13 protein-coding genes are annotated in these 18,648 nt (G+C 72.2%); 5 read left to right on the top strand and 8 right to left on the bottom strand.

The annotated features are described in order from the left end of the window. Positions 1-538 precede the first annotated feature (538 nt). Genes AB0E94_RS02685 through AB0E94_RS02700 form a run of 4 tightly spaced genes read right to left on the bottom strand, consistent with a single transcriptional unit; the run spans position 539 to position 5,899 of the window. Positions 539-1,306, bottom strand: a complete 768-nt coding sequence (locus tag AB0E94_RS02685; protein ID WP_360321422.1) for a DUF4253 domain-containing protein — start codon at positions 1,304-1,306, stop codon at positions 539-541. Next, a complete protein-coding gene (locus AB0E94_RS02690) occupies positions 1,303-4,104 on the bottom strand; it encodes a DUF4132 domain-containing protein (protein ID WP_360321425.1) in 2,802 nt (933 codons plus the stop codon). The genes AB0E94_RS02685 and AB0E94_RS02690 overlap by 4 nt, the downstream gene beginning before the upstream one ends. 2 nt (positions 4,105-4,106) lie before the next feature. After that, entirely contained in the window at positions 4,107-4,625 is a 519-nt protein-coding gene (locus AB0E94_RS02695) for a hypothetical protein (RefSeq protein ID WP_360321428.1), read from the bottom strand. 32 nt (positions 4,626-4,657) lie between these two features. Further along, positions 4,658-5,899 carry a hypothetical protein gene (locus AB0E94_RS02700; RefSeq protein ID WP_360321431.1) on the bottom strand — a complete coding sequence of 414 codons (1,242 nt, stop codon included), beginning with the start codon at positions 5,897-5,899 and terminating at the stop codon, positions 4,658-4,660. Positions 5,900-5,941: 42 nt separating this feature from the next. Between AB0E94_RS02700 and AB0E94_RS02705 the strand changes: the two genes are divergently transcribed. Next, positions 5,942-6,493 (top strand): GNAT family protein, encoded by a 552-nt coding sequence (locus AB0E94_RS02705; protein WP_360321434.1) that lies wholly within the window; start codon positions 5,942-5,944, stop codon positions 6,491-6,493. 119 nt (positions 6,494-6,612) lie between these two features. On the opposite strand, the gene AB0E94_RS02710 is transcribed toward AB0E94_RS02705, so the two are convergent. The 3 genes from AB0E94_RS02710 to AB0E94_RS02720 all read right to left on the bottom strand — a co-directional run bounded on the left by AB0E94_RS02710 (position 6,613) and on the right by AB0E94_RS02720 (position 10,365). After that, positions 6,613-7,743 (bottom strand): molybdopterin-binding protein, encoded by a 1,131-nt coding sequence (locus AB0E94_RS02710; protein ID WP_360321437.1) that lies wholly within the window; start codon positions 7,741-7,743, stop codon positions 6,613-6,615. Positions 7,744-7,863: 120 nt separating this feature from the next. Then, positions 7,864-8,676, bottom strand: a complete 813-nt coding sequence (locus tag AB0E94_RS02715) for an NAD(P)H-binding protein (protein ID WP_360321440.1) — start codon at positions 8,674-8,676, stop codon at positions 7,864-7,866. Between the two features lie 333 nt (positions 8,677-9,009). Next, a complete protein-coding gene (locus AB0E94_RS02720) occupies positions 9,010-10,365 on the bottom strand; it encodes a phenylacetate--CoA ligase family protein (protein ID WP_360321443.1) in 1,356 nt (451 codons plus the stop codon). Positions 10,366-10,402: 37 nt separating this feature from the next. Between AB0E94_RS02720 and AB0E94_RS02725 the strand changes: the two genes are divergently transcribed. Together AB0E94_RS02725 and AB0E94_RS02730 are read left to right on the top strand one after the other, a co-directional pair. Beyond that, entirely contained in the window at positions 10,403-11,440 is a 1,038-nt protein-coding gene (locus AB0E94_RS02725; RefSeq protein WP_360321446.1) for a tetratricopeptide repeat protein, read from the top strand. Positions 11,441-11,529: 89 nt separating this feature from the next. Further along, the gene (locus AB0E94_RS02730; RefSeq protein ID WP_360321449.1) at positions 11,530-11,829 is read left to right on the top strand and encodes a hypothetical protein; all 300 of its coding nucleotides are present in this window, start codon (positions 11,530-11,532) and stop codon (positions 11,827-11,829) included. A 16-nt stretch (positions 11,830-11,845) separates the two neighbouring features. Here AB0E94_RS02730 and AB0E94_RS02735 read toward each other — a convergent pair whose 3' ends face one another. Beyond that, positions 11,846-12,421 (bottom strand): TetR/AcrR family transcriptional regulator, encoded by a 576-nt coding sequence (locus AB0E94_RS02735; protein ID WP_360321452.1) that lies wholly within the window; start codon positions 12,419-12,421, stop codon positions 11,846-11,848. A 107-nt stretch (positions 12,422-12,528) separates the two neighbouring features. On the opposite strand from AB0E94_RS02735, the gene AB0E94_RS02740 reads away from it, so the two are divergent. Together AB0E94_RS02740 and AB0E94_RS02745 are read left to right on the top strand one after the other, a co-directional pair. After that, the gene (locus AB0E94_RS02740; RefSeq protein WP_360321455.1) at positions 12,529-13,356 is read left to right on the top strand and encodes an SDR family oxidoreductase; all 828 of its coding nucleotides are present in this window, start codon (positions 12,529-12,531) and stop codon (positions 13,354-13,356) included. A gap of 163 nt (positions 13,357-13,519) precedes the next feature. Next, positions 13,520-18,577 carry an AAA family ATPase gene (locus AB0E94_RS02745; protein ID WP_360321458.1) on the top strand — a complete coding sequence of 1,686 codons (5,058 nt, stop codon included), beginning with the start codon at positions 13,520-13,522 and terminating at the stop codon, positions 18,575-18,577. Positions 18,578-18,648 lie beyond the last annotated feature (71 nt).

The raw sequence follows: 18,648 nt of genomic DNA on the forward strand, positions 1-18,648 counted from the left end.
GCGACGGCGTCGGGCCGAGAGCCGGCGACCGCGTCGGGCCAAGCGCTAGCTGGCGGAAGGTCTGCGACCGGGGCTTGCCGAACCCAGGACCGCGGTAACGCCACGACCTGAAGCATCAACAAACAGCCCCCTTCTGGAGCGGAGGGCAAGGTTCGTAGATGCTCCTTCCCACCGTCCATCTCGACGGGCACCCGGTGCGCTGTCACCGTGGGCGGCGGCGTCCACAAGGCCGGCGCGACCGACGCAAACGATCCCCAAATGGCGAAACTCGAGCGCGAGACAGGTTTGTCCGAAATCAACAAGATCGCGGTGGGTGGGCGCAGACCTCGGCTCCGAGAGCTTCCGTCAGCAGGGTCAGGTGCATCCGCCGGGGCTCTCACCACCCGGCGTGGTGACCTTCGGTTCGGATCGGGTCGCAGATGTCCACGCGGGCGGCAGAGCCCGGCGGCGTGGACATGTGGTCGGATGTGAGCGGCAGGTGGCCACCTGGGCTGGCCGGCTCGGCTGGTGCCGCACTGCTCCGGGCCGAGCTGGGTGGTCAGTCCCACCACGTGCGCCAGACTGGGGCGTTCAGCAGGCCGGCGGCCAGGTCGGTCAGGGTTTCGGCGCGGTACAGGTCGTATTCGCCGTCGTTGTACTGGCGGTACTCCCAGGCCAGCGCAATCGCCTCCGGGCGGGTGGACGGTGGACGGGCGACCGCGTAGTCGAGCGTGGTGCCGGTCCACACGACCGGCTCGGCGCCGTAACGGTCCAGCCAGTGGCGCATGATGGCGGCGTGTTCGGCTGGATCGGGGTACTTGTTCCAGCCGCCGTAGTGCAGGGTCACCGGGACCAGCCAGGGTTCGGCGGCGGGCACCAGAGCGACCGTGATGGCCAGCGGGCGGCCGTTCCAGTCGTGGCGCAACCCGAAACCCGGCTGCTCCGGCTCCTCGGGCCATTTTCCCTGGCCGGCCAGGTCGGCTCGTAGCTCGGCCGCGTACTCCGGTGAGCTCTCCCGCAACGAACGCTCGCCGGAACCGGCCAGCAGAGCAGCGCCGTCCAGGGTGTGCGCGCGGGCCAGGGACTCCTCGACGGTGGCGTACGTATACGGATCCTCCAGGTACTCGCCGGCGTCGGAATCCATCAGCAACGGCCACAGGCGAGTCTCCGGATAGATCTCCCGCAACCGTCGCCACCAGGTCAGGGCCGTGTCGCTGTCGGCCTGGAAACCGACGATCTCCGCCCCGGACGGGGTCACCACGACACGTTCGACAGGTGGCATGTCCGGGACGCGGGTCGCGAGCACACCAAGATCAGGTGAGGTCATGTCAGCGCCTTCAATTGCTGGAGGATCGACGGGTCGGTGATGCGGTCGTCCTCGGACAGCAGGAGGACCTTGGAGAGGATCACGCTTGTCATCCGGTCGTCGTCGGCGAACGGCAGGAACAACCGGGGGTGACCGGTGGCCCCGAAACCGGCCGGGACGACACACAGGTAGCCGGCCGGTTCGACGTGGATGCTGCCGCTGGTCAGGTGCACCCGGTAGGTGGCCCGGGTGCCGCGGACGATCGCGGCCGCGCCGTCGACGGTGACGCCGGTCAGGCCCAGGTCGCTGATCAGGGCGGCCAGCACCCGAGCGCGGGTCTCCGCCTGCGGCGGCGACCCCCAACGCTCCGGCGTGGTCCCGGCGACCGAGACGGCCAGGTCGAGGTCGCGCATCACCTCGGAGAACACCACGGACGGTACGCCGGACAGCGCGATCGGCCGTCCGTCGCGCAGGAACCGCAGGCCGCCGAGCACCACGTCGCCCATGCCCCAGTAACCGTGCAGGTCGGCGCTCAGTGCTGCCACGAGACCGTCGCCCGCCGGGCGGGTCGCCTGGTGATCGCCGTACTCGTGGCCGGTGCTCCAACCCCGGCCGGACAGCAGTTGGGCGGCGACCCGGCCGGTGACCGTCTGCCCGGCGAACCGTTGCGACACATCGACCGCGGCCCGTTCGGCGGGAGTCAGCACATACAGCTCGCGGAACACCTGTTTCACCGGCTGCCGCAGCCTCCGCCGCACGACCTCCTGCTGCCAGGCAGCCAGCGTGCCCTCGGTGAGCAGGTCGAACGGGTGCACGGCGCGGACCGGGCCGGTGGTGTCGACGTCGTCGAGCAGGCCGACCGTACCGCCCTGGTCACGCCAGATCAGGTCAGGCAGCATCGCCGCGCCGGCCGGCAGTGACCGTAGCCGGGCCAACTCGTCCGGGGTGAGCGTGGCCGCGGTCGCGACCAGGCGTTCGATCAGGCCGGTCCGCATCCGCCGGGCCTGCTCCCGCAGCCGGTCCTGGTGCTCGCGTAACTCCCGGTAGGACGGGTCGGCCCGGACCGCCGCCGGAACCGACTTCAGCGGCTTCCCGGCCCGGCTCACCGCAAGCAGTGGCTCGGCGCCGTCGAAGCGGAGCTCGATCCGGTAGTCGCCGGCGTCGGCGGCGGTGGGTGTCTCGGCGGCGATCCGCGCCTCGCAGTCCCACTCGAGGCGGCTCGGGTCGGCCGCCCCGGTCACCTGCGCCAGGTGATCGAGGGCGACGTCGACCGCCGCAGCGTGCGAGATGCGCCGGTTCGGGCCGAGGGCCGGGCCTCGTCTGGCGACCTCACGCAGCGCCAGGTAGCGGTCGAGGACCGTCTCCTCCGGCGCGAGCGGCAGCATCCCGAACGCGGCGATGCCCTGGAGCGCGTTGTTCTTCACCCGCTTCAGCACGGCGGCCCGGTTGTCGCCGAGGACCGCCGACACCAGCTCGTGCGGTTGCCGTTTCAGCAGCTGCCGGGCGGTCTCCACACCGACGGCCTCGACGACGGCAAGCAGCTCGGCCCGGTCCTGCCGGAACGGCTCGTGACCGTCGGGCATCGCCTGGATCAGGCGCAGCAGCGGCGCCGCCGCCTCCAGGCCGAACGCGGGCAGCAGCGCCTCGGCGTCACCGGCCGCCACCCGCCATCGCCAGACCCGTTGCCGGTCGGCCTCCACCCGGTCATGCGGTGAGGGCAGGGGCGCGACGCCGGGCTGGTCGTGCGGCGAGGTGACAGGCAAGTCGTGTTGCGGAGTGAGGGGTGCGGCTGGGGGCTGGTCGTGCGGCGAGGTGACAGGCAAGTCGTGTTGCGGAGTGAGGGGCGCGGCGCGGGGCTGGTCATGTGGCGAGGTGGAGGGTGTGGGTTGCGGCTGGTGGTGCCGGGAGGTGACGGGTTCGGCCGCTGGCTGGTCGTGCCGTGAGGTGACGGGTTCGGCCGCTGGCTGGTCGTGCCGTGAGGTGACGGAATGGCCGACGTGCGGCGAGGTGGCGGGATGGTCGTGGCGTGGGGTGGTGGGCTCGGGCGGCGAGTCGTTGCGTAGCAGCGTGATGAGTTCGGACTGTTCGGCGGAGGTGAGCTCGGCCCGGCCCAGGTGGTCGGCGACCTCGCGGTCGCCGGGCCAGGTGAGTGCGGCCGTCAGGAAACGCAGGCCGCGTGGGGACGGCCTTTCGGGGAACTCCGTCCACGGCGGTGGCTCGGGTGCGGTCACCAGGCGCCACACGAAAGCATCCAGATGGTCGCGGACCGTGTCGGCGCAGGTCAGCCCGGACCGGCCGTCGATGCCGTCCCACAGGTAGCGGTCTGCGGTGAAGGAGCGCTCGACGGCCGCCGCGTCCAAGGCGCCGGCCACGTGGAGGGCCTGCAGCAGCCGGGCCCGGGAATGCCGGGCCAGGCAGCCGAGCGGAGTGTGGACCAGCACGCGCAGCAGACGCACGTCACCGGCGGCGATGGCCTGCTCGGCGGTCTCGTCGAGCGGGACCAGCCGCCCGCGCTCGACGCCGAGCGCCCGGGACAGCAGGGCGTGGCGGGACCCGGTCGGCCACGGGATGTCCAGCAGGTCGCGCAGGTCGCCCGGATCACCGACCGGGAACGCCGCGTCGAAGATCTCGTCGAGCTGAACGATCAGGTGGCCGACATGCGCCCTCAGATGGCCGCCGGCCAGCCGATTGCCCCGCTCGATCCGGCGGGTGATCTCGTCGGCCAGGATCGCCAGCGCGGCCCGGTCGGCGACCCGTGCCGTCTCGACCAGCTCGGACAGGGCGGCCCGCTCGGAGTGGATCACGGCGGTGGAATCCATGATCAGCCACCCACCAGCGCGACCAGCCGCAGGAACACCACCGGCTGCCCGAGCCGCACGGTGACCGGCTCATCCAGCGAGTGCACCTGACGGCCGCCGTTGAAGATCACGAACGTGCCCCGGCGGAACGCCTGGTGCGCCCGCGCGACCTCCGCCTCGGCGTCAGGCGTGACCGCTGGCCGGGACGGCATGCGGATCACCCCGGTGGCCGCCTGGGCGCGCAGATCGTCGTCGGACAGGAACTGCCGGTCCAGCGCCTGGCGGCAGCGGACCGCGTCGGCCCCGGCGAGCCGGATCTGCTCCTCGACCGCCCGGCGGATCAGCTCGCGCGCGGTCGTGCTCTCACCGGCCAGCCGCACCAGCACCGGCGGCAGACCCCCGGCCGTGCCGGTGACCCGGCTGCGCACTTCCACATCGACCGTGCCGGAACCGCTGGGCACTTCCACATCGATCGTGCCGGAACGGCTGGGCACCTCGACATCGATCGTGCCGGAACCGCTGGGCACTCCCACCTCGACCATGCCGGAACCCTAGAACAGGGGTACGACATTTCTCAGTACGCCCAGGTCAGCAGCTGCCCGTCCCGGATCGCGGCCAGCACCCCGGCGTCCCGGTGCTGGTGGGTGGGCACGAACCCGGGGACCGTGCCGGTGCGTTCGCCGGTGAACGGGTCCCAGATCGTCAGCCCGTCCGCCCCGGCCGCGTACAGCCGCCGCCCCGCACTGAACAGCGCGCCGCTCGGCCCGGCGAACGTGTTCAGTTCCAGGCCCGTCTCGGCGTCGAAGATCCGGGCTCCGGGCAGCATCGCCTCGTCGTCGGCGCCTATTCCGCTGACCGCGAGCAGGCTGTCGCCGATCCAGCACATCGGCTCGTTCCAGAAGTAGAACCGCTGGCACAGCCGCTGCCGGCTGGGCCCGTCGTCGGACTCCCACACGTTGTCGCCGGCCCAGCGCCGCAGGTCCCAGACGTAGGGGATGCCGGCCGGCGCCCACGCCCAGCTGTCGTCGGCGATCCACCGGCCGTCCGGCGACACCCGCAGCTCGCCGTGGAACAGGCCGGCGATCCGGTCCTGGGCCCGCCCGGTCAGCAGCTGTCCGGTGGCCGGATCGCTGATGTCGAGACGATTCCAGTCCGTCCGGTGTGCCACGAGAGTGCTTCCCGCGTACCGGAAGAAAACGAGGGAGAGCGGGACCTGATCGCAGTGGTAGGTCCCGCCGTCGAGTTTGATCGTCGCCTTGCCGGAGGCCAGGTCGTAGACCCGGCCGAACCGGCCGCGGTCGTTGACGACCGCGGCGAACCGGCCGTCCGGCGAGACGTGCAGCCGGCGCTGGGCGTTCGCCTCCGCCGGGACCGCGACCGGGCAGACCCGGTGGTACGCGGTGTCGCGCGGTGAGAGACGCAGCAGCCATTGCCCGTCCTCGCCGAGCACCAGCCACGACGGCTCGCCGTGGGGTGACGGCAGCGGCGCCAGATCCAGCACCGGGCCCGGCAGGGGAGTCGCGGTGACCGTGCCGTCGACCGGCTCCGGCCGCTCGACAACGCCCGGCTCACCCCGCCAGCCCTCGAAGTATCCGGACTCGTCATCGTCGTAGAGGGCCACGCAGCCCTCGCAGACGACGGTGAGCTCCGGATCACCGTCGCGGTCGCAGTCGAGGCAGCACAGATCACCGTCCAGGCCGTTGCCGGCGAGCAACCGGACGTACGCGACGTCCTCGTTCTCGGCCGGGTTCAGCATGTGCGGGCAGACGCGTCGGGCGCCGGGATGGGCGACGTGACCACAGGCGAGGGTCTCCACGGCGGACAGTCTGCCCGACCGGCGCCACGGTAGGATCCGTCGATGTCCGATTCGGTGGTTCTGCCGTCCGGGGTCGTGTTGCGCCCGCTGCGGGAGGACGATGCCGCCGCGATGCTGGACGTGCACGTGCGTAACCGGGCGCACCTGGCGCCGTACGAATTTCCCCGCCCGGAGTCGTTCTTCACCCTCGACGGCCAGCGTGACCGGATGCGGTCGATCGTGGCCAAGGAGCGCGACGGCGAGCTGATCAGCCGGGTGATGGTCCGCGGCGGGACGGTCGTCGGGTTCTCCTGCCTGACCCGGATCACGCCGGTCCCGCTGTGCGGCGCCGATCTCGGCTACTGGACGGACGCCGGTGAGCAGGGTCGCGGCCTGGCCAGCGCCGCAGTCGCGCACCTGCTGGAGGAGGCGGGGGAGCGCGGCCTGCACCGGATCGAGGCGGCGACCTCACCGGGCAACGTGCCGTCGCAGAAGGTGCTGGTCAAGAACGGCTTCACCCATTACGGCACCGCGCACGGCCACCTGTTCCTCAACGGCGGGTGGCAGGACAGCTACCTCTACGAGCGCATCCTCAACGACGACCCGCCGATGTGAGGCGGCGGGCGGAGAGAGGCGGGGCTAATCCTGGAAGTGTGAGAAGAAGGAAGCCCCGCGATGGCCGCCCGCCGTCGCCGTCGATGATAGGAACCGTCAGGCTCCGGCGCACCTGAGTTTCAGGGGACGGCCAGGATGACCGCCGGATCACCGTCGGTCCAGTCGCCGGGCAGGACGGCCAGGCTTCCGGCGGCCGCCGCGGCGTGCAGGCCGACCGGGCCGGCGGTGCCGAGATCACCGTCCGGTCCGACCGGGACGATGCGGACACCGCCCGGCATCAGCTTGGCCGGGCCGGTCACCGTCGCCGTCGGCAGGGACGTGGGCGGGCGTCCGGCGAGTGCGGCCACCAGCGGTTCCAGCAGGGTCAGGACGGCGACCAAGCCGGCGTACGGGTTACCGGGCAGACTGACCACGAAACGCCCGTCCGGCAGCACCGCCAGCGCCTGCGGGTGCCCGGGACGGCAGGCCACCCCGCGCACCAGCCACGTCGCCGTCGCCTCGCCGAGCAGCCGGTGCAGATGATCCGCGGCCCCCGCCGACGACGATCCACTCACCACGATCACGTCGGTGCCCGCGGCGGCGAGGGCCGCGGTGAGCGCCGCCGGATCGTCCGGCAGCCGCTGCGACGTCGCGAGCCGCCCGCCGGCCCGGGCGGTGACCGCCGTGACCAGTCCGGTGAACGTGTCCCGCACCTGGCCCGGCCCCGGCGAACCAGCCGTGATCACCTCGTCGCCGGTGACCAGCATCGTCACCGTGGGCGACCGGTGCGCGAGCACCTGCTCGGCCCCGGCCTGGAGCGCGGCCGCCGCGACGGTGGCCGTGACGACCCGCCCGGCCGGTGCGATCAGCGTGCCGGGGCTGAGCGCGTCACCGGCCCGCCGGATGTGGCGTCGCGGCCCGATCACGCCGATGACCAGGTCGTCCTCGACGCGGCAGTCCTCGTAGGGCAGCACCGCCTCGGCGCCCTCCGGCAGCAGCGCGCCGGTGGCGATCTCCACCGCGGTGCCCGGCGCCAGGGAACCGGCGGCTGCCGAGCCGGCCAGCACCCGCCCTCGGATCGCCCACGGGCCGTCACCGGTGACTGCGTAGCCGTCCATCGCCGCGTTGTCGAACGCCGGGACCGGCCGCTCGCAGCGGACCGCTGCGGCCAGCACCCGCCCGGTCGCCGCCACCACCGGTGTCAACTCGGCGGCCAGCGGTTTCGCGGCGTCCCGCGCGATGGCATGGGCGTCCGGCCACGACTTGTGCACCGCACGAGTAGATCCGCCCCCGGTGTCGGCGGTGTGCCCACCCTGATGCCGGTGTGCGACCAAAACCTCACCCACTGTCTGCTCCCGTTGTGACCCGATCCTGCCTCTATGAGACAGGTGTCACCCGGCCGGGCTCCAGACCCCGCGTGCGGCGGCGTCGGCGATGTAGCCGGCGATGTCCCGCCCGGGACGGCCCAGCACCTCCTCGACCACGCCCGTCGGCTCGGTGTCGCCGCGGGCCCGCAGACGGCCGTAACCCTCGATCAGGGACTCGACGATCCCGTCCGGCAGGCCGTCGGCGCGCATCGCCGCACGATACGCGCCGGGAGAACCGTCGAAGGCGACCGGGCGGCCGATGGCGGCGGCGATCCCAGCGGCCACCTCACCGAACGACAGCGCCCGCGGGCCGGTCACCTCGACCAGCCGGCCGAGCAGCCCGTCACCGGTCAGGGCGGCCACCTCGACCGCGGCGATGTCGTCGGCGTCGATGAAACCCTGCCTGGCGTCACCGACCGGCACGCACAGGCGGCCGTCGATCACCGGCTGGCGGAAGAACGTCTCGAAGTCCTGCTGGAACCAGTCGGGGCGGACGATGGTCCATTCGGGGGCGGAGTCCCGTACCTGAGCCTCGGCTTTTTGCAGGTGACCGAGACCCATCACGTCCAGGCCCCGATCGGAATGCAGGACCACCCGGCGCACCCCGGCGCGTAGCGCCTCCGGAAGAAATGCCTCCGGCATTTCGGTCTGATCGGGCAGAAGCACAAACATCGTCGGTACGCCGTTCAGCGCGGCCGCCCAGGTGCCGGGGTCCGTCCAGTCGAACCGTGGCCCGGTATGTCGCGACGCCACGCGCACGTCGTGCCCGGCCTGCCGCAGCTGTGCGGTCACGCGTCCGCCGACCGTTCCGGTCCCGCCGATCACCAGAATGCTCATCACCCCACGCTAACCTGGCGACTACGCCCGTGCGGGGGACAGATACGGCGGATCCGGGGCGTTCTGTGCCAGGCCGACGGCTGGTAGGGGCCCGCAACCCTTTCTCGGCGATCTTGCACGACTTTTCATCCGCGCGCCGATCTTGCAGCCCTTTGCGCCTCCCAGCAGGAAGAAGGCTGCAAGGTCTCCCCGGCGCGGTAGACCTTGCACGACAAACCACACCCAGACATGAAGAACCCTGCAAGATCGCGCTTAGGATGCGTCATCGCGCAGGGTCCGCATCCTCGGAAAGGTGCCCGCGCTTCGTTGCTGGGTGACTGCTGCGAGAAGGCTCTAGCGGCGGGTGTACCGGTGCTTTACGCCCCTGGGGAAGAACTCCGGGTCGTCGGCGGGGCGCAACTCGACCCGGGGAGTCTGGTAGCCGGGTGGCACGTAGTTGGCGAACTCGCTGTTCAGGCGGATCAGCTCGGCCCGGATCGACTCCGCCGCGATCCGGGCGCGTTCCGGGGTCGCCTCGGCGGCCGGGGCCAGCTCCACCACCACCGACAGGTGCCGGTCGTGGTCGGTGTCCTCCACGGTGCTCAACACGAAACGGCCGGTCGACCAGGCGCTGATGTCGGGGCGTTCCAGGCCCACCGTCACGTTCTCCGGGTACACGTTGGCGCCGAAGAACGACACGGTGAACAGGGAGCGGCCGAAGACGTACACGAACGGGAGGTCGGGGCCGTCGCCCGGGTCGAAACCGTGCTCGTGGCACAGGGCGACCAGGTCGTCGCGCGGGATCAGGCCGCCGTCGTCGGCGATGTGGTAGCGGACCAGCGGTACTGTGCCGTCGGCGCTGAACGCGAGCGTGCCGTCCGGTGCCGGCTCGAACAGGCGGGTGGCCGGGTCGTACTGGACCAGCGTCGGCAGGCGGGACTCGCCGAACAGCTTCGCCGCCACCTCGGGCCGGGTGGACAGGAAACGCCTCACCCGTACGCTCAACGGGGTCTCGTTGCCCAGCACCCCCGCATCGGCCGTGCCGTACAGCGACGCGATGTCGGTCTCGGGATCGCAGATCCCGGCCCGGGCCGCCACCAGGTCACGCCACTGCTCGCTGAACACCTCGCCGGCCAGCACCAGCTTGACCCGCAGCGACGGCCAGTCGACACCGCGGGACACGCCGGCGTCGATCACGTTCTTCACGAACGGCGGATAGCCCAGCAGGACCGTCTGCTCGAAGTGGCCGCCCAGCTCGCCGACCACCCGCAGGATCTCGTCGATGTCGTTGCCGGGAGCGGCCACCGTCACCGGCAGCTGACGGCAGGCGGCGACCGTATACATGCCGCCGACCCAGTTGCCCAGCGCGAAACACACCACAGCCAGGGTGCTGCGCCGGTCGGCCTGGAAACCGTCGAGGAACACCTGCGCGAACCGGGCCGTCACCGGGGCCTCGTCGGCGATCGTCCGCGGCCAGACCGTGGGGCGGCCCGACGAACCCGACGACACCGCGACCATTGCGGCCGCGTCCAGACGGCCGCCCCGGCAGCGTTGCGGCAGATCGAAGCGCTGATGGTAGTCCTGTTTGGTCATCAGCGGGATCTGGGCCGGCTCGGTCACCGCATCCGGGTCGACGCCCTGCTCCCGGAGGAACGACCGGTAGGCGGGCACGTGCGCGACTGTGTCCCGGAACAACTCCAGCACCTGCATGGAAATCAGATTAGACCCGGTCTGGCAGCATGATCGGGTGCCTGACTCGCCCGCCCTCGCCCAAGCCCGCCGACACGCCGGCACCCTCGCCGGCGCGGGCCGCCTGGAGGACGCCCAGGCGCTGCTCGAACGTGCCATCGAGATCGGGCGGACCCACCTGGCCCAGGGCGACGCCGAGTTGTTGTCCACCATGCGACAGCTCGCCGGGATCCACCTGAGCGCGGACGACCCGATGGCGGCCCGGCGGGTCCTCGAGGAGGCCCTCGAAGTCGGGCACGGCCTGCCGGACACGGATCCGGTCGGGGTGTGGCTCGCCCACGACCTGGCCGTCGTCGCCGAAGAACTGGGCAACCGGCATGTGGCCCGGGCCAACCATGCGAAGGTCGCGGCCGCCGGGCCGGCGGTGCTCGGCCCGGAGCATCCGGCGGTGATCCGGGCCCGCGACTACCTGAGCGCCGACCAGCCCGCGCCTGCGCCGGTCCGTCAGATCCCCGCACCCGCGCCTACCAGGGTCACGCCGTCGTCGGTGCCTGCGGCGAGGTCTCGGTTGTCCTGGATGCTTGCCGCTGCGGCGATCGGCGTGGTCACCATGGTCTCCGCCGGCATCGTCGTCCTTGCGGATGACGATCCCGTGCCCGTTCCGGAAGCTGCCGTCCCATCTCGTACGGTCGATACCGCCCCGAACACCGCGGTCGTCTCCCCGGCGAACGACAGCACCGTCCCGTGGCCGTTCGACGCGAAGTTCGCCGTCTCGGCGGCCGACGCCACCGCCACCAATACGGTCATCGCCCTGTCGATATGCGTCGCCGGACACTGCTACCTGGACGGCAAGGTCGACCTCTACGACGGTGTCGCCGCGCCGTACACCGTCTATCTCGGCTCGACCGAGCCGGAAGGCGCCGGGGTGCCGTGGCAACTGCGCCTGGACCGCCTGACCACCGAAACCTTCGGCACCCTGATCGCCGAACGCGACGCCGCCATCGCCGCCGGGACCTGGGGGAACACCAGCACCCGGATGAACGCCCTGAACCCTGTCCCGGTCAGCACCCTGACCGTGACCAAGGGGAGCCGATAAGCCCTATCACTACGGGCGTTCACGTGGTGACATTGAGTCCGGAGACATCGGCGGACGTCACCGGTGTTCCTGGCCTCATCGGAGGTGACGTGACCATGGCCGCCGTGCTGGTGCTGTTCGCCGTGATCCTGCTGATGAAAGTCGTGGGCCTGATCGCCCTCTCCCTGGTCGATCGCCCACCCACCCCGCTACCGCAACACCCCGACCCGTGCCTGGCCCCGCTGCTGGACCTGCCGCTGCCACCGGCCCCCGATCCGGAGAAGGCTCTGCTGGGGAACCTGCGCGCCGGCAAGATCTCGCGGGAGTCCTACCGAACCGCGATGGCTGCCCTCGCCGCCGAGGAGGCCCAGGTCAATCCGCTGCGAACGCCGGCGGCGCCGGACTCCTGACCGGACGGTCGCGCCGCTACGGTTTGCCGCAGATCGCGTCGACGAGATCGTCGGCGAATCCGGTCGTGACCGGTTGCCGGGTGAGCAGCCGGTAGATGACGGCGCCGACCAGGGCCTGTGCGGCCACCGACGAGGTGCCGGGGCGCAGTTGTCCGGCCTGTTCACCGCGACGGAGCCGGTCGGTGAGGGCGGCCTCGGCCACCGAGGTGTTGCGCTCGTAGAAGCGGCGGGCCACCTCGTCGTTCTCGGCGGCGGCCGCGGTGGCGGCGCGGATGAAGGCGGCGGTGCCCGGGTTCGCCAGCTGTGCGGTGAACGCCCGCAGCCAGGCTCGCAGGTCGCAGCCCAGGTCTCCGCTGTCGTCCAGGGCCGGCAGCGGCCCGAGGACGTCGGCCTCCAGCAGGCAGTCGGCGATCAGTTGGGTCTTCGACGGATACCACCGGTAGACGGTCTGTTTGCCGGCGCCCGCCGCCGCGGCGATGCGGTCGATGGAGAGCTTGTCGTATCCGTGGGCGGCGAGCTCGTCGCGGGTGGCGTCGAGGATCGCCTGGCGCACGGCCTCGTTGCGAACACGGCCGCGGCGGACCTCAACCATGCGGCCGAGGATATCCCGGCCCTCTTTTGCGAGCACCTCTTTTGCGAGACAAAAAGTCTCGTATAGTGAAGGTGCCAGGGCTCAGCAGCGAAGAAGGGCGGAAAACCATGGCTGTCGTAGTGGTCATCGGCGTCGGTGGCATGGGTGAGCAGATCGCACGGCGTCTCGGCGCCGGCCGCGAGGTGCTGCTCGCCGACTTCAACACCGCGACGCTCAAGCGGGTCGCCGAGACGCTGACCGGCGAAGGGTTCACCGTCCGGACTGAGCAGGTGGACGTGTCCGACCGTGCGTCGATGGCCGCCCTCGCCGATGCCGCGGCGGCACTCGGCCCGGTCGTCCAGGTCGCGCACACCGCCGGGCTGTCGCCGATGCAGGCGCCCACCGCTGCCATCCTGCGGGTCGACCTGGTCGGTGTCGCGTACTTCCTGGAGGAGTTCGGGCGGGTCATCGCACCCGGAGGCGCCGGTGTGGTGATCGCCAGCATGGCCGGTTCGATGGCGGCAGGCGCTTTTCCGGCGGAGCTGGAAGGGGCCCTCGCCGCAACCGGAGCCGGCGAGCTGCTGTCGTTGCCGTTCCTCGCCGCGATCGACGATCCCGGTGCGGCGTACGCGCTCGCCAAGCGCGCCAACCAGGTGCGTGTGCAGGCCGCCAGCCTGGCCTGGGGCGCCCGTGGCGCCCGGATCAACAGCATCTCGCCCGGCGTGATCGCCACACCGATGGGTCAGGAGGAGCTGGCCGGTGACAGCGGCGCGGCGATGCGCGCCATGATCGCCGCCTCCGGCACCGGGCGCACCGGCACCGCCACCGACATCGCGTCCGCGGCGGCCTTCCTGCTCGGCCCGGACGCCACGTTCGTGACCGGCACCGATCTGCTGGTCGACGGCGGTGTGGTGGCGGCGGTCCGGTCCGGTGCGCTGACCGCGACGCCACGCTGAGATCTCGGGAGGGCGCACCGAGCGGCCGGGATCGCCGGGCAATCTAGTCGCCGCTCGAACGCTCTGCCGGGCCTCGGCGAAATCCGAAGTTGCTCACTCCCGAGGGGAAGGATCAAGGAGGTGCCGCGTGTACGAGCCCGGCATGACGCTTGAGGGGTGACTCATGGCGACGGGTGGGACCTCGGCTGCCGAAGCCGGCGACGAGGTGCTGTACGAGAGCGACCGCACCCGGGTGGCCCGGGTGTGCCCGGCCGACGGCGCCGGGGTGGTGATCCGTAAGGAGGCCTTCGGGCCCGACGCGGCCGGGCGGCGCCGGCACGAGCGGGCGATCCTGGAACGGCTGGCCGGAGTCGAGGGCGTGCCCGGGCTCGCCCACCACGACGACGAGGCGATCGTCTACCCGGACGTCGCCGGTGTCAGCCTCGCCTCGGCGCTCACCGCGGGGCCACTCGATCCGGTGGAGGCCCTGGACCTCGCGGCCGACCTGGCCGGCATCCTCGCCCAGGTGCACCGCCGCGGTGTCGTGCACCGGGACATCAGCCCGGCGAACGTGCTGCTGTGCGGGCCGCTCCGGCGTCCCGCGCTGATCGACTTCGACCTGGCGACGACGTTCGCCGAGGAACGGCCGGCGTTCACCCACCAGAACCAGATCGTCGGCACCCTGGCCTACCTGGCGCCGGAGCAGACCGGGCGCACCGCCCGCCCGGTGGACCAGCGCGCCGACCTGTACGGCTTCGGCGCGACGCTGTACGAGACGCTGACCGGCGGGCCGCCCTTCGGGTTCGGCGACCCGTTGCGGCTGACCCACGATCATCTGGCCCGTACGCCCGCCGCGCCGGCCGAGGTGAACCCGCTGGTGCCACGGTTGCTGTCGGACATCGTCCGGCGGCTGCTGGAGAAGGAACCGGACCGGCGTTATCAGAGCGCCGACGGCCTGGCCCATGACCTGTCGCGGCTGCGGGACGGCCTGCGCGGCGCCGGGCCGGCCGTGTTCCCGCTGGGCGAGCGGGACTTCCCGGTTCGGCTGGCGCCGCCGTCCCGGCTGGTCGGCCGGGACACCGAGATCGCCCGGCTGCGGGCCGCCTTCGACGAGATGATGGCCGGCCGGGGGCGTGGCGTGCTCGTCAGCGGCGGGCCAGGGGTCGGCAAGTCCAGCCTGATCGACGAGTTGCGGCCGTACGTGACCGGGCGTGGCGGCTGGCTGGTGTCGGGCAAGTTCGACCAGTACCGCCGCGACATCGACGCCGACGCCGGACGGCAGGCCCTGCGGGCGATGTGCCGGCTGTTGCTGGCCGAGCCGGAGGAGGCCATCGCCACCCTGCGGCAGCGGCTGCACGCCACGCTGGGCGCCAACGTGGGCCTGGCCGCGGCGATCGCGCCCGAGCTCGCGGTGCTGATGGACGTGACGCCGGAGGTGACGCCGCCGGACCCGATGACCGTCGAACGGCGGCTGGTACGGATCGGGCTCGACGTGCTGCGGGTCGTCGCCTCGCCGGAGCGGCCGGTGGTGCTGGTCCTCGACGATCTGCAGTGGGCCGGGGCCGCGCAGGTCGGCTTCATCGACGCGGTGCTCACCGATCCGCAGATCAGAGGGCTCCTGCTGGTCGGCGCGTACCGGGACACCGAGATCCACGGGGCGCACCCGTTGTCGCGGTGCCCGGTCCCGGACCGGATCCGGCTGGCCAACCTGCCGCCGGCCGACCTGGCCGTGCTGCTCGCCCAGATGCTGCGACTGGACCCGGACCGTGCAGCCGGCCTGGCCGAGGCGCTGGTCGCCCGGACCGGGGGCAACCCTTACGACAGCGTCGAAGTGGTCAACTCGCTGCGCCGCGAGGGCGTGCTCGTCCTCGGCGGTGACGGATGGCAGTGGGACGCGAAGGCGGTGCGCCGCCACGTCGGCCGGGCGGACGTGCTGGAACTCGTGATGGCCCGCATCGACACCTTGCCGCCGCCCACCCGCGAGCTGCTGGCGATGACCGCCCTGCTGGGCAGCGAGGTCACGGTGGACCTGCTGGCGGTCGCCGCGGGCCACTGCGCCGAGGTCGTCGAGGAGCGCCTGCTGCCCGCGCTCGAGGACGGCCTGCTGCTGATGGAGCGCGAAACCACCGACGCGGTGCGGTTCCGGCACGACCGGGTCCAGGAGGCCGCGTTCGCTCACCTGGCGCCGCCGGACCGGACGGGCCTGCGGCTGACTCTGGCCCGGCGGCTGGCCGCGGTCCCGCGGTTCCGGGGCATCGCGGCGGAACAATATCTGCCCGCGGCCGGCGAGATCGTCGACCGCGACGAACGGCTGCTGGCGGCCGGCCTCTTCCGCGACCGCGCGGCGGCGCTGCGCGTGGTCGACCCGGTGACGGCGGAACGCCTGCTGGCCGCGGCACTGGCCCTGGTCGGCGGCGACCGTCCGGTGGCGGGGGAGGCGCTGCTCGTACGGCTGGAGATCGACCGGCACGCCGCCCTGTTCGCCCTGGGCCGGCTGGCGGAGGCAGACGAGGTCCACCAGTCGATTCAGAGCCGCGATCCGGGCCCGGAAGCGCTCGCCGCCGCCGCGAACACCCAGATCCCCAGCCTGGTCAACCGCGGCCGGGTGAACGAGGCGATGATGCTGGGCCTGGACCTGCTCGGCCGCCTCGGTGTCGCGGTGCCGCCGGCCGAGGCGGTGCGCGCCGGGATCATGGACGGTCTGGCCGCCCTCGACCGCTGGGTGGCCGCCGGCGGACCGGCCGCGGACCGGGACCGGCCGACGGTGACCGATCCGCCGGTGCTCGCCGTCGCCGGGCTGCTGACCCGCGTGATGCCCACCGCGCACGTGGGCGATCCGGCCATGTACGGCTGGCTGGTCTTCGAGGCGTGCCGCCGGTGGGTCGAGCACGGACCCTGCGCCGAACTGGTCGTCCCGATGACCTGCGTGCCCTTCGTCGAGCAGTCGGTGCGCCCGGAACGCCGGTCCGGTTACCTGGTGGCGCGGCACGCCGCCGAGGTCGCCGAGGCGCGCCGGTACGCCACCGCCCCGGTCGCGCTCATGGTGTTCAACACCGGCGCAGCGCACTGGTTCGAACGGCTCGAGGACACCGTCGCCGCAATGCGCCGGGCCCACGACGGCCTGCTGCGGGCCGGGGACCCCTATACCGCGGCCTACTGCCGGGTCGCGCTCGGCATCGCCCTGGTCGACAGCGCGCCCACGCTCACCGACCTGGTCACCGAGGTGGACGCCGCGATCGCCGGCACCGGCGAGACCTGCGACCCGAACGCCATCGACGCGCTGACGCCCATCCGCCAGCTGGCCCGTGCGCTGCGCGGCGAGACCGAGGCCCCCGGATCCTTCGACGACGAGTCGTTCGACGAGCCGGCGTTCGTCGCCCGGCTGGCCGCGAACCCGATCGTGGCGATGACGTTCCACGCGATGCACGGGATCGCCCAGCTCCTCTGCGGCGGCGGGCCGGGACTCACCGTCTACGCGACCGTGCTGACCGCCCTGCTACCGGACAGTCCGGGCGAGTACTGCACGGCGATCGCCCAGCTGGTACGCGGTATCGCCCTCGCCGAGCAGGTCCGGACCGCACCTGCGGACGAGCCGGCCACCACCGCCCTCGCCGCCTGCCACCGCTGGTTCGTGGCCCGCGCCGCGGACGCGCCGGCCAACTTCGCGCACATCGCCCACCTGATCGAGGCCGAGCAGGCGTGGGCTCTCGGGGACACCTGGGCGGCGGCGTCCGCGTTCGATGCGGCGATCCGCACGGCCGGGACGACCCGGCGGCCCTGGCATCGTGCGCTGATCCACGAACGTGCCGCCCAGTTCCACACCGCGCACGGACTCGAACACACCGGCCGGACCCTGCTGGCCGAGGCCCGCGCCGGGTACGAGACGTGGGGCGCCACGGCGAAGGTCCGCCTGATCGACCTGGCCCACCCGGGCCTGAACGGCTCGCCCGCCGAACCCCGGGTGGACGGCCGGCACAGCACCGGCGACCTGTCCACCGACGCCATCGACCTGCTCGCCGTTCTCAACGCCTCCCAGGCGCTCAGCTCGGAGACCAGCCTCGATCGCATCCGGGCCCGGGTCAGCGGGGTGCTGAGCGCCATGACCGGCGCCACCGCCGTGCAGGTCCTGCTGCGCGACGATCAGGACGGCAGCTGGTGTCTCCCGGTCCCGCCCGGCGATCCCGGGGTGACGGTCACGGCCGAGGAGGGCGCCGCGCGCGGTCTGGTGCCGATGTCGGTGGTCCGGTACGCCGAACGCACCCGCGAGCCGCTGCTGGTCGACGACGCGGCACACGATGACCGCTTCGCCCGGGATCCCTATCTGACCAGTCTGGCCTGCTGCTCGCTGATGGTGTTGCCGATCTTCGCGCAGGGCGTGCCACGGGCCATCCTGCTGCTGGAGAACCGGCTCGCCCGTGGCGCGTTCACCGCCGACCGGCTCGACGCCGTCCGCCTCATCGCCGGGCAGCTGGCCGTGTCGGTCGACAACGCCCTGCTCTACGCCTCCCTGGAACGCAAGGTCGCCGAGCGTACCGCCACCAGCGCGGCCCTGGTCGCCGAGCTGCAATGGCGCAACCGGGAGCTGGAGGCGTTCTCCGGCTCGGTCTCACACGACCTGCGCGGGCCGCTCCAGGTGATCAGCAGCTACTCCGAGCAGGTGCTCGAGGACGAGCAGGGCCGGCTCAGCCCGGAGAGCCACCGCCGGCTGGGCCGCGTCCACGCCGCCGCCGGACGGATGGCCGAGCTGGTCGAGTCGCTGCTGATCCTGGCCCAGGCCAGCCGCGGCCGGCTGCGCCGTGCGCCGTTCGATCTCACCGCGACGGCCCACCAGGTGATCGACGATGTCGAGTCCCGCAACCCGGAGTTCAAGGTCGACTTCACCGTGCACGACGCGATGACCGCCGACGCCGACGAGGGCCTGGTCCGGGTCGTGCTGGAGAACCTGATCAACAACGCGGTGAAGTTCACCCGCGACGCCGAACGGCCGGCCGTGGAGATCGGCTGCACGGCACGGGGCTTCTTCGTACGCGACAACGGTGTCGGTTTCCCGGCCGGGAAGGCCGCCGAACTGTTCCAGCCGTTCGCCCGCCTGCACAGCGCCGAGGACTTCCCCGGCACCGGGATCGGGCTGACCACCGTGCACCGGGCGGTGGAACGGCACGGCGGGCAGACCTGGGCCGAGGGCGCGGCCGGACAGGGGGCGACCTTCTGGTTCACCCTTCCGCAGGTGGTCCCTCGGTAGTAATCCGGTGTCGATTCCCCCTGAGCGTCAGCGGTCGCCGGGACCTTCCGAACTGACTGTCACCAGCGGAC

This window comes from Actinoplanes sp. NPDC026670 (assembly GCF_040638175.1).
Classification (GTDB): Bacteria; Actinomycetota; Actinomycetes; order Mycobacteriales; family Micromonosporaceae; genus Actinoplanes.

Bases quoted from the DNA above. Each gene is read 5' to 3' on its own strand.
- AB0E94_RS02740 (WP_360321455.1), top strand. From the start codon at position 12,529: ATGGCTGTCGTAGTGGTCATCGGCGTCGGTGGCATGGGTGAGCAGATC.
- AB0E94_RS02720 (WP_360321443.1), bottom strand. From the start codon at position 10,365: ATGCAGGTGCTGGAGTTGTTCCGGGACACAGTCGCGCACGTGCCCGCC.
- AB0E94_RS02705 (WP_360321434.1), top strand. From the start codon at position 5,942: ATGTCCGATTCGGTGGTTCTGCCGTCCGGGGTCGTGTTGCGCCCGCTG.
- AB0E94_RS02690 (WP_360321425.1), bottom strand. From the start codon at position 4,104: ATGGATTCCACCGCCGTGATCCACTCCGAGCGGGCCGCCCTGTCCGAG.
- AB0E94_RS02745 (WP_360321458.1), top strand. From the start codon at position 13,520: ATGGCGACGGGTGGGACCTCGGCTGCCGAAGCCGGCGACGAGGTGCTG.
- AB0E94_RS02735 (WP_360321452.1), bottom strand. From the start codon at position 12,421: ATGGTTGAGGTCCGCCGCGGCCGTGTTCGCAACGAGGCCGTGCGCCAG.
- AB0E94_RS02685 (WP_360321422.1), bottom strand. From the start codon at position 1,306: ATGACCTCACCTGATCTTGGTGTGCTCGCGACCCGCGTCCCGGACATG.
- AB0E94_RS02715 (WP_360321440.1), bottom strand. From the start codon at position 8,676: ATGAGCATTCTGGTGATCGGCGGGACCGGAACGGTCGGCGGACGCGTG.
- AB0E94_RS02695 (WP_360321428.1), bottom strand. From the start codon at position 4,625: ATGGTCGAGGTGGGAGTGCCCAGCGGTTCCGGCACGATCGATGTCGAG.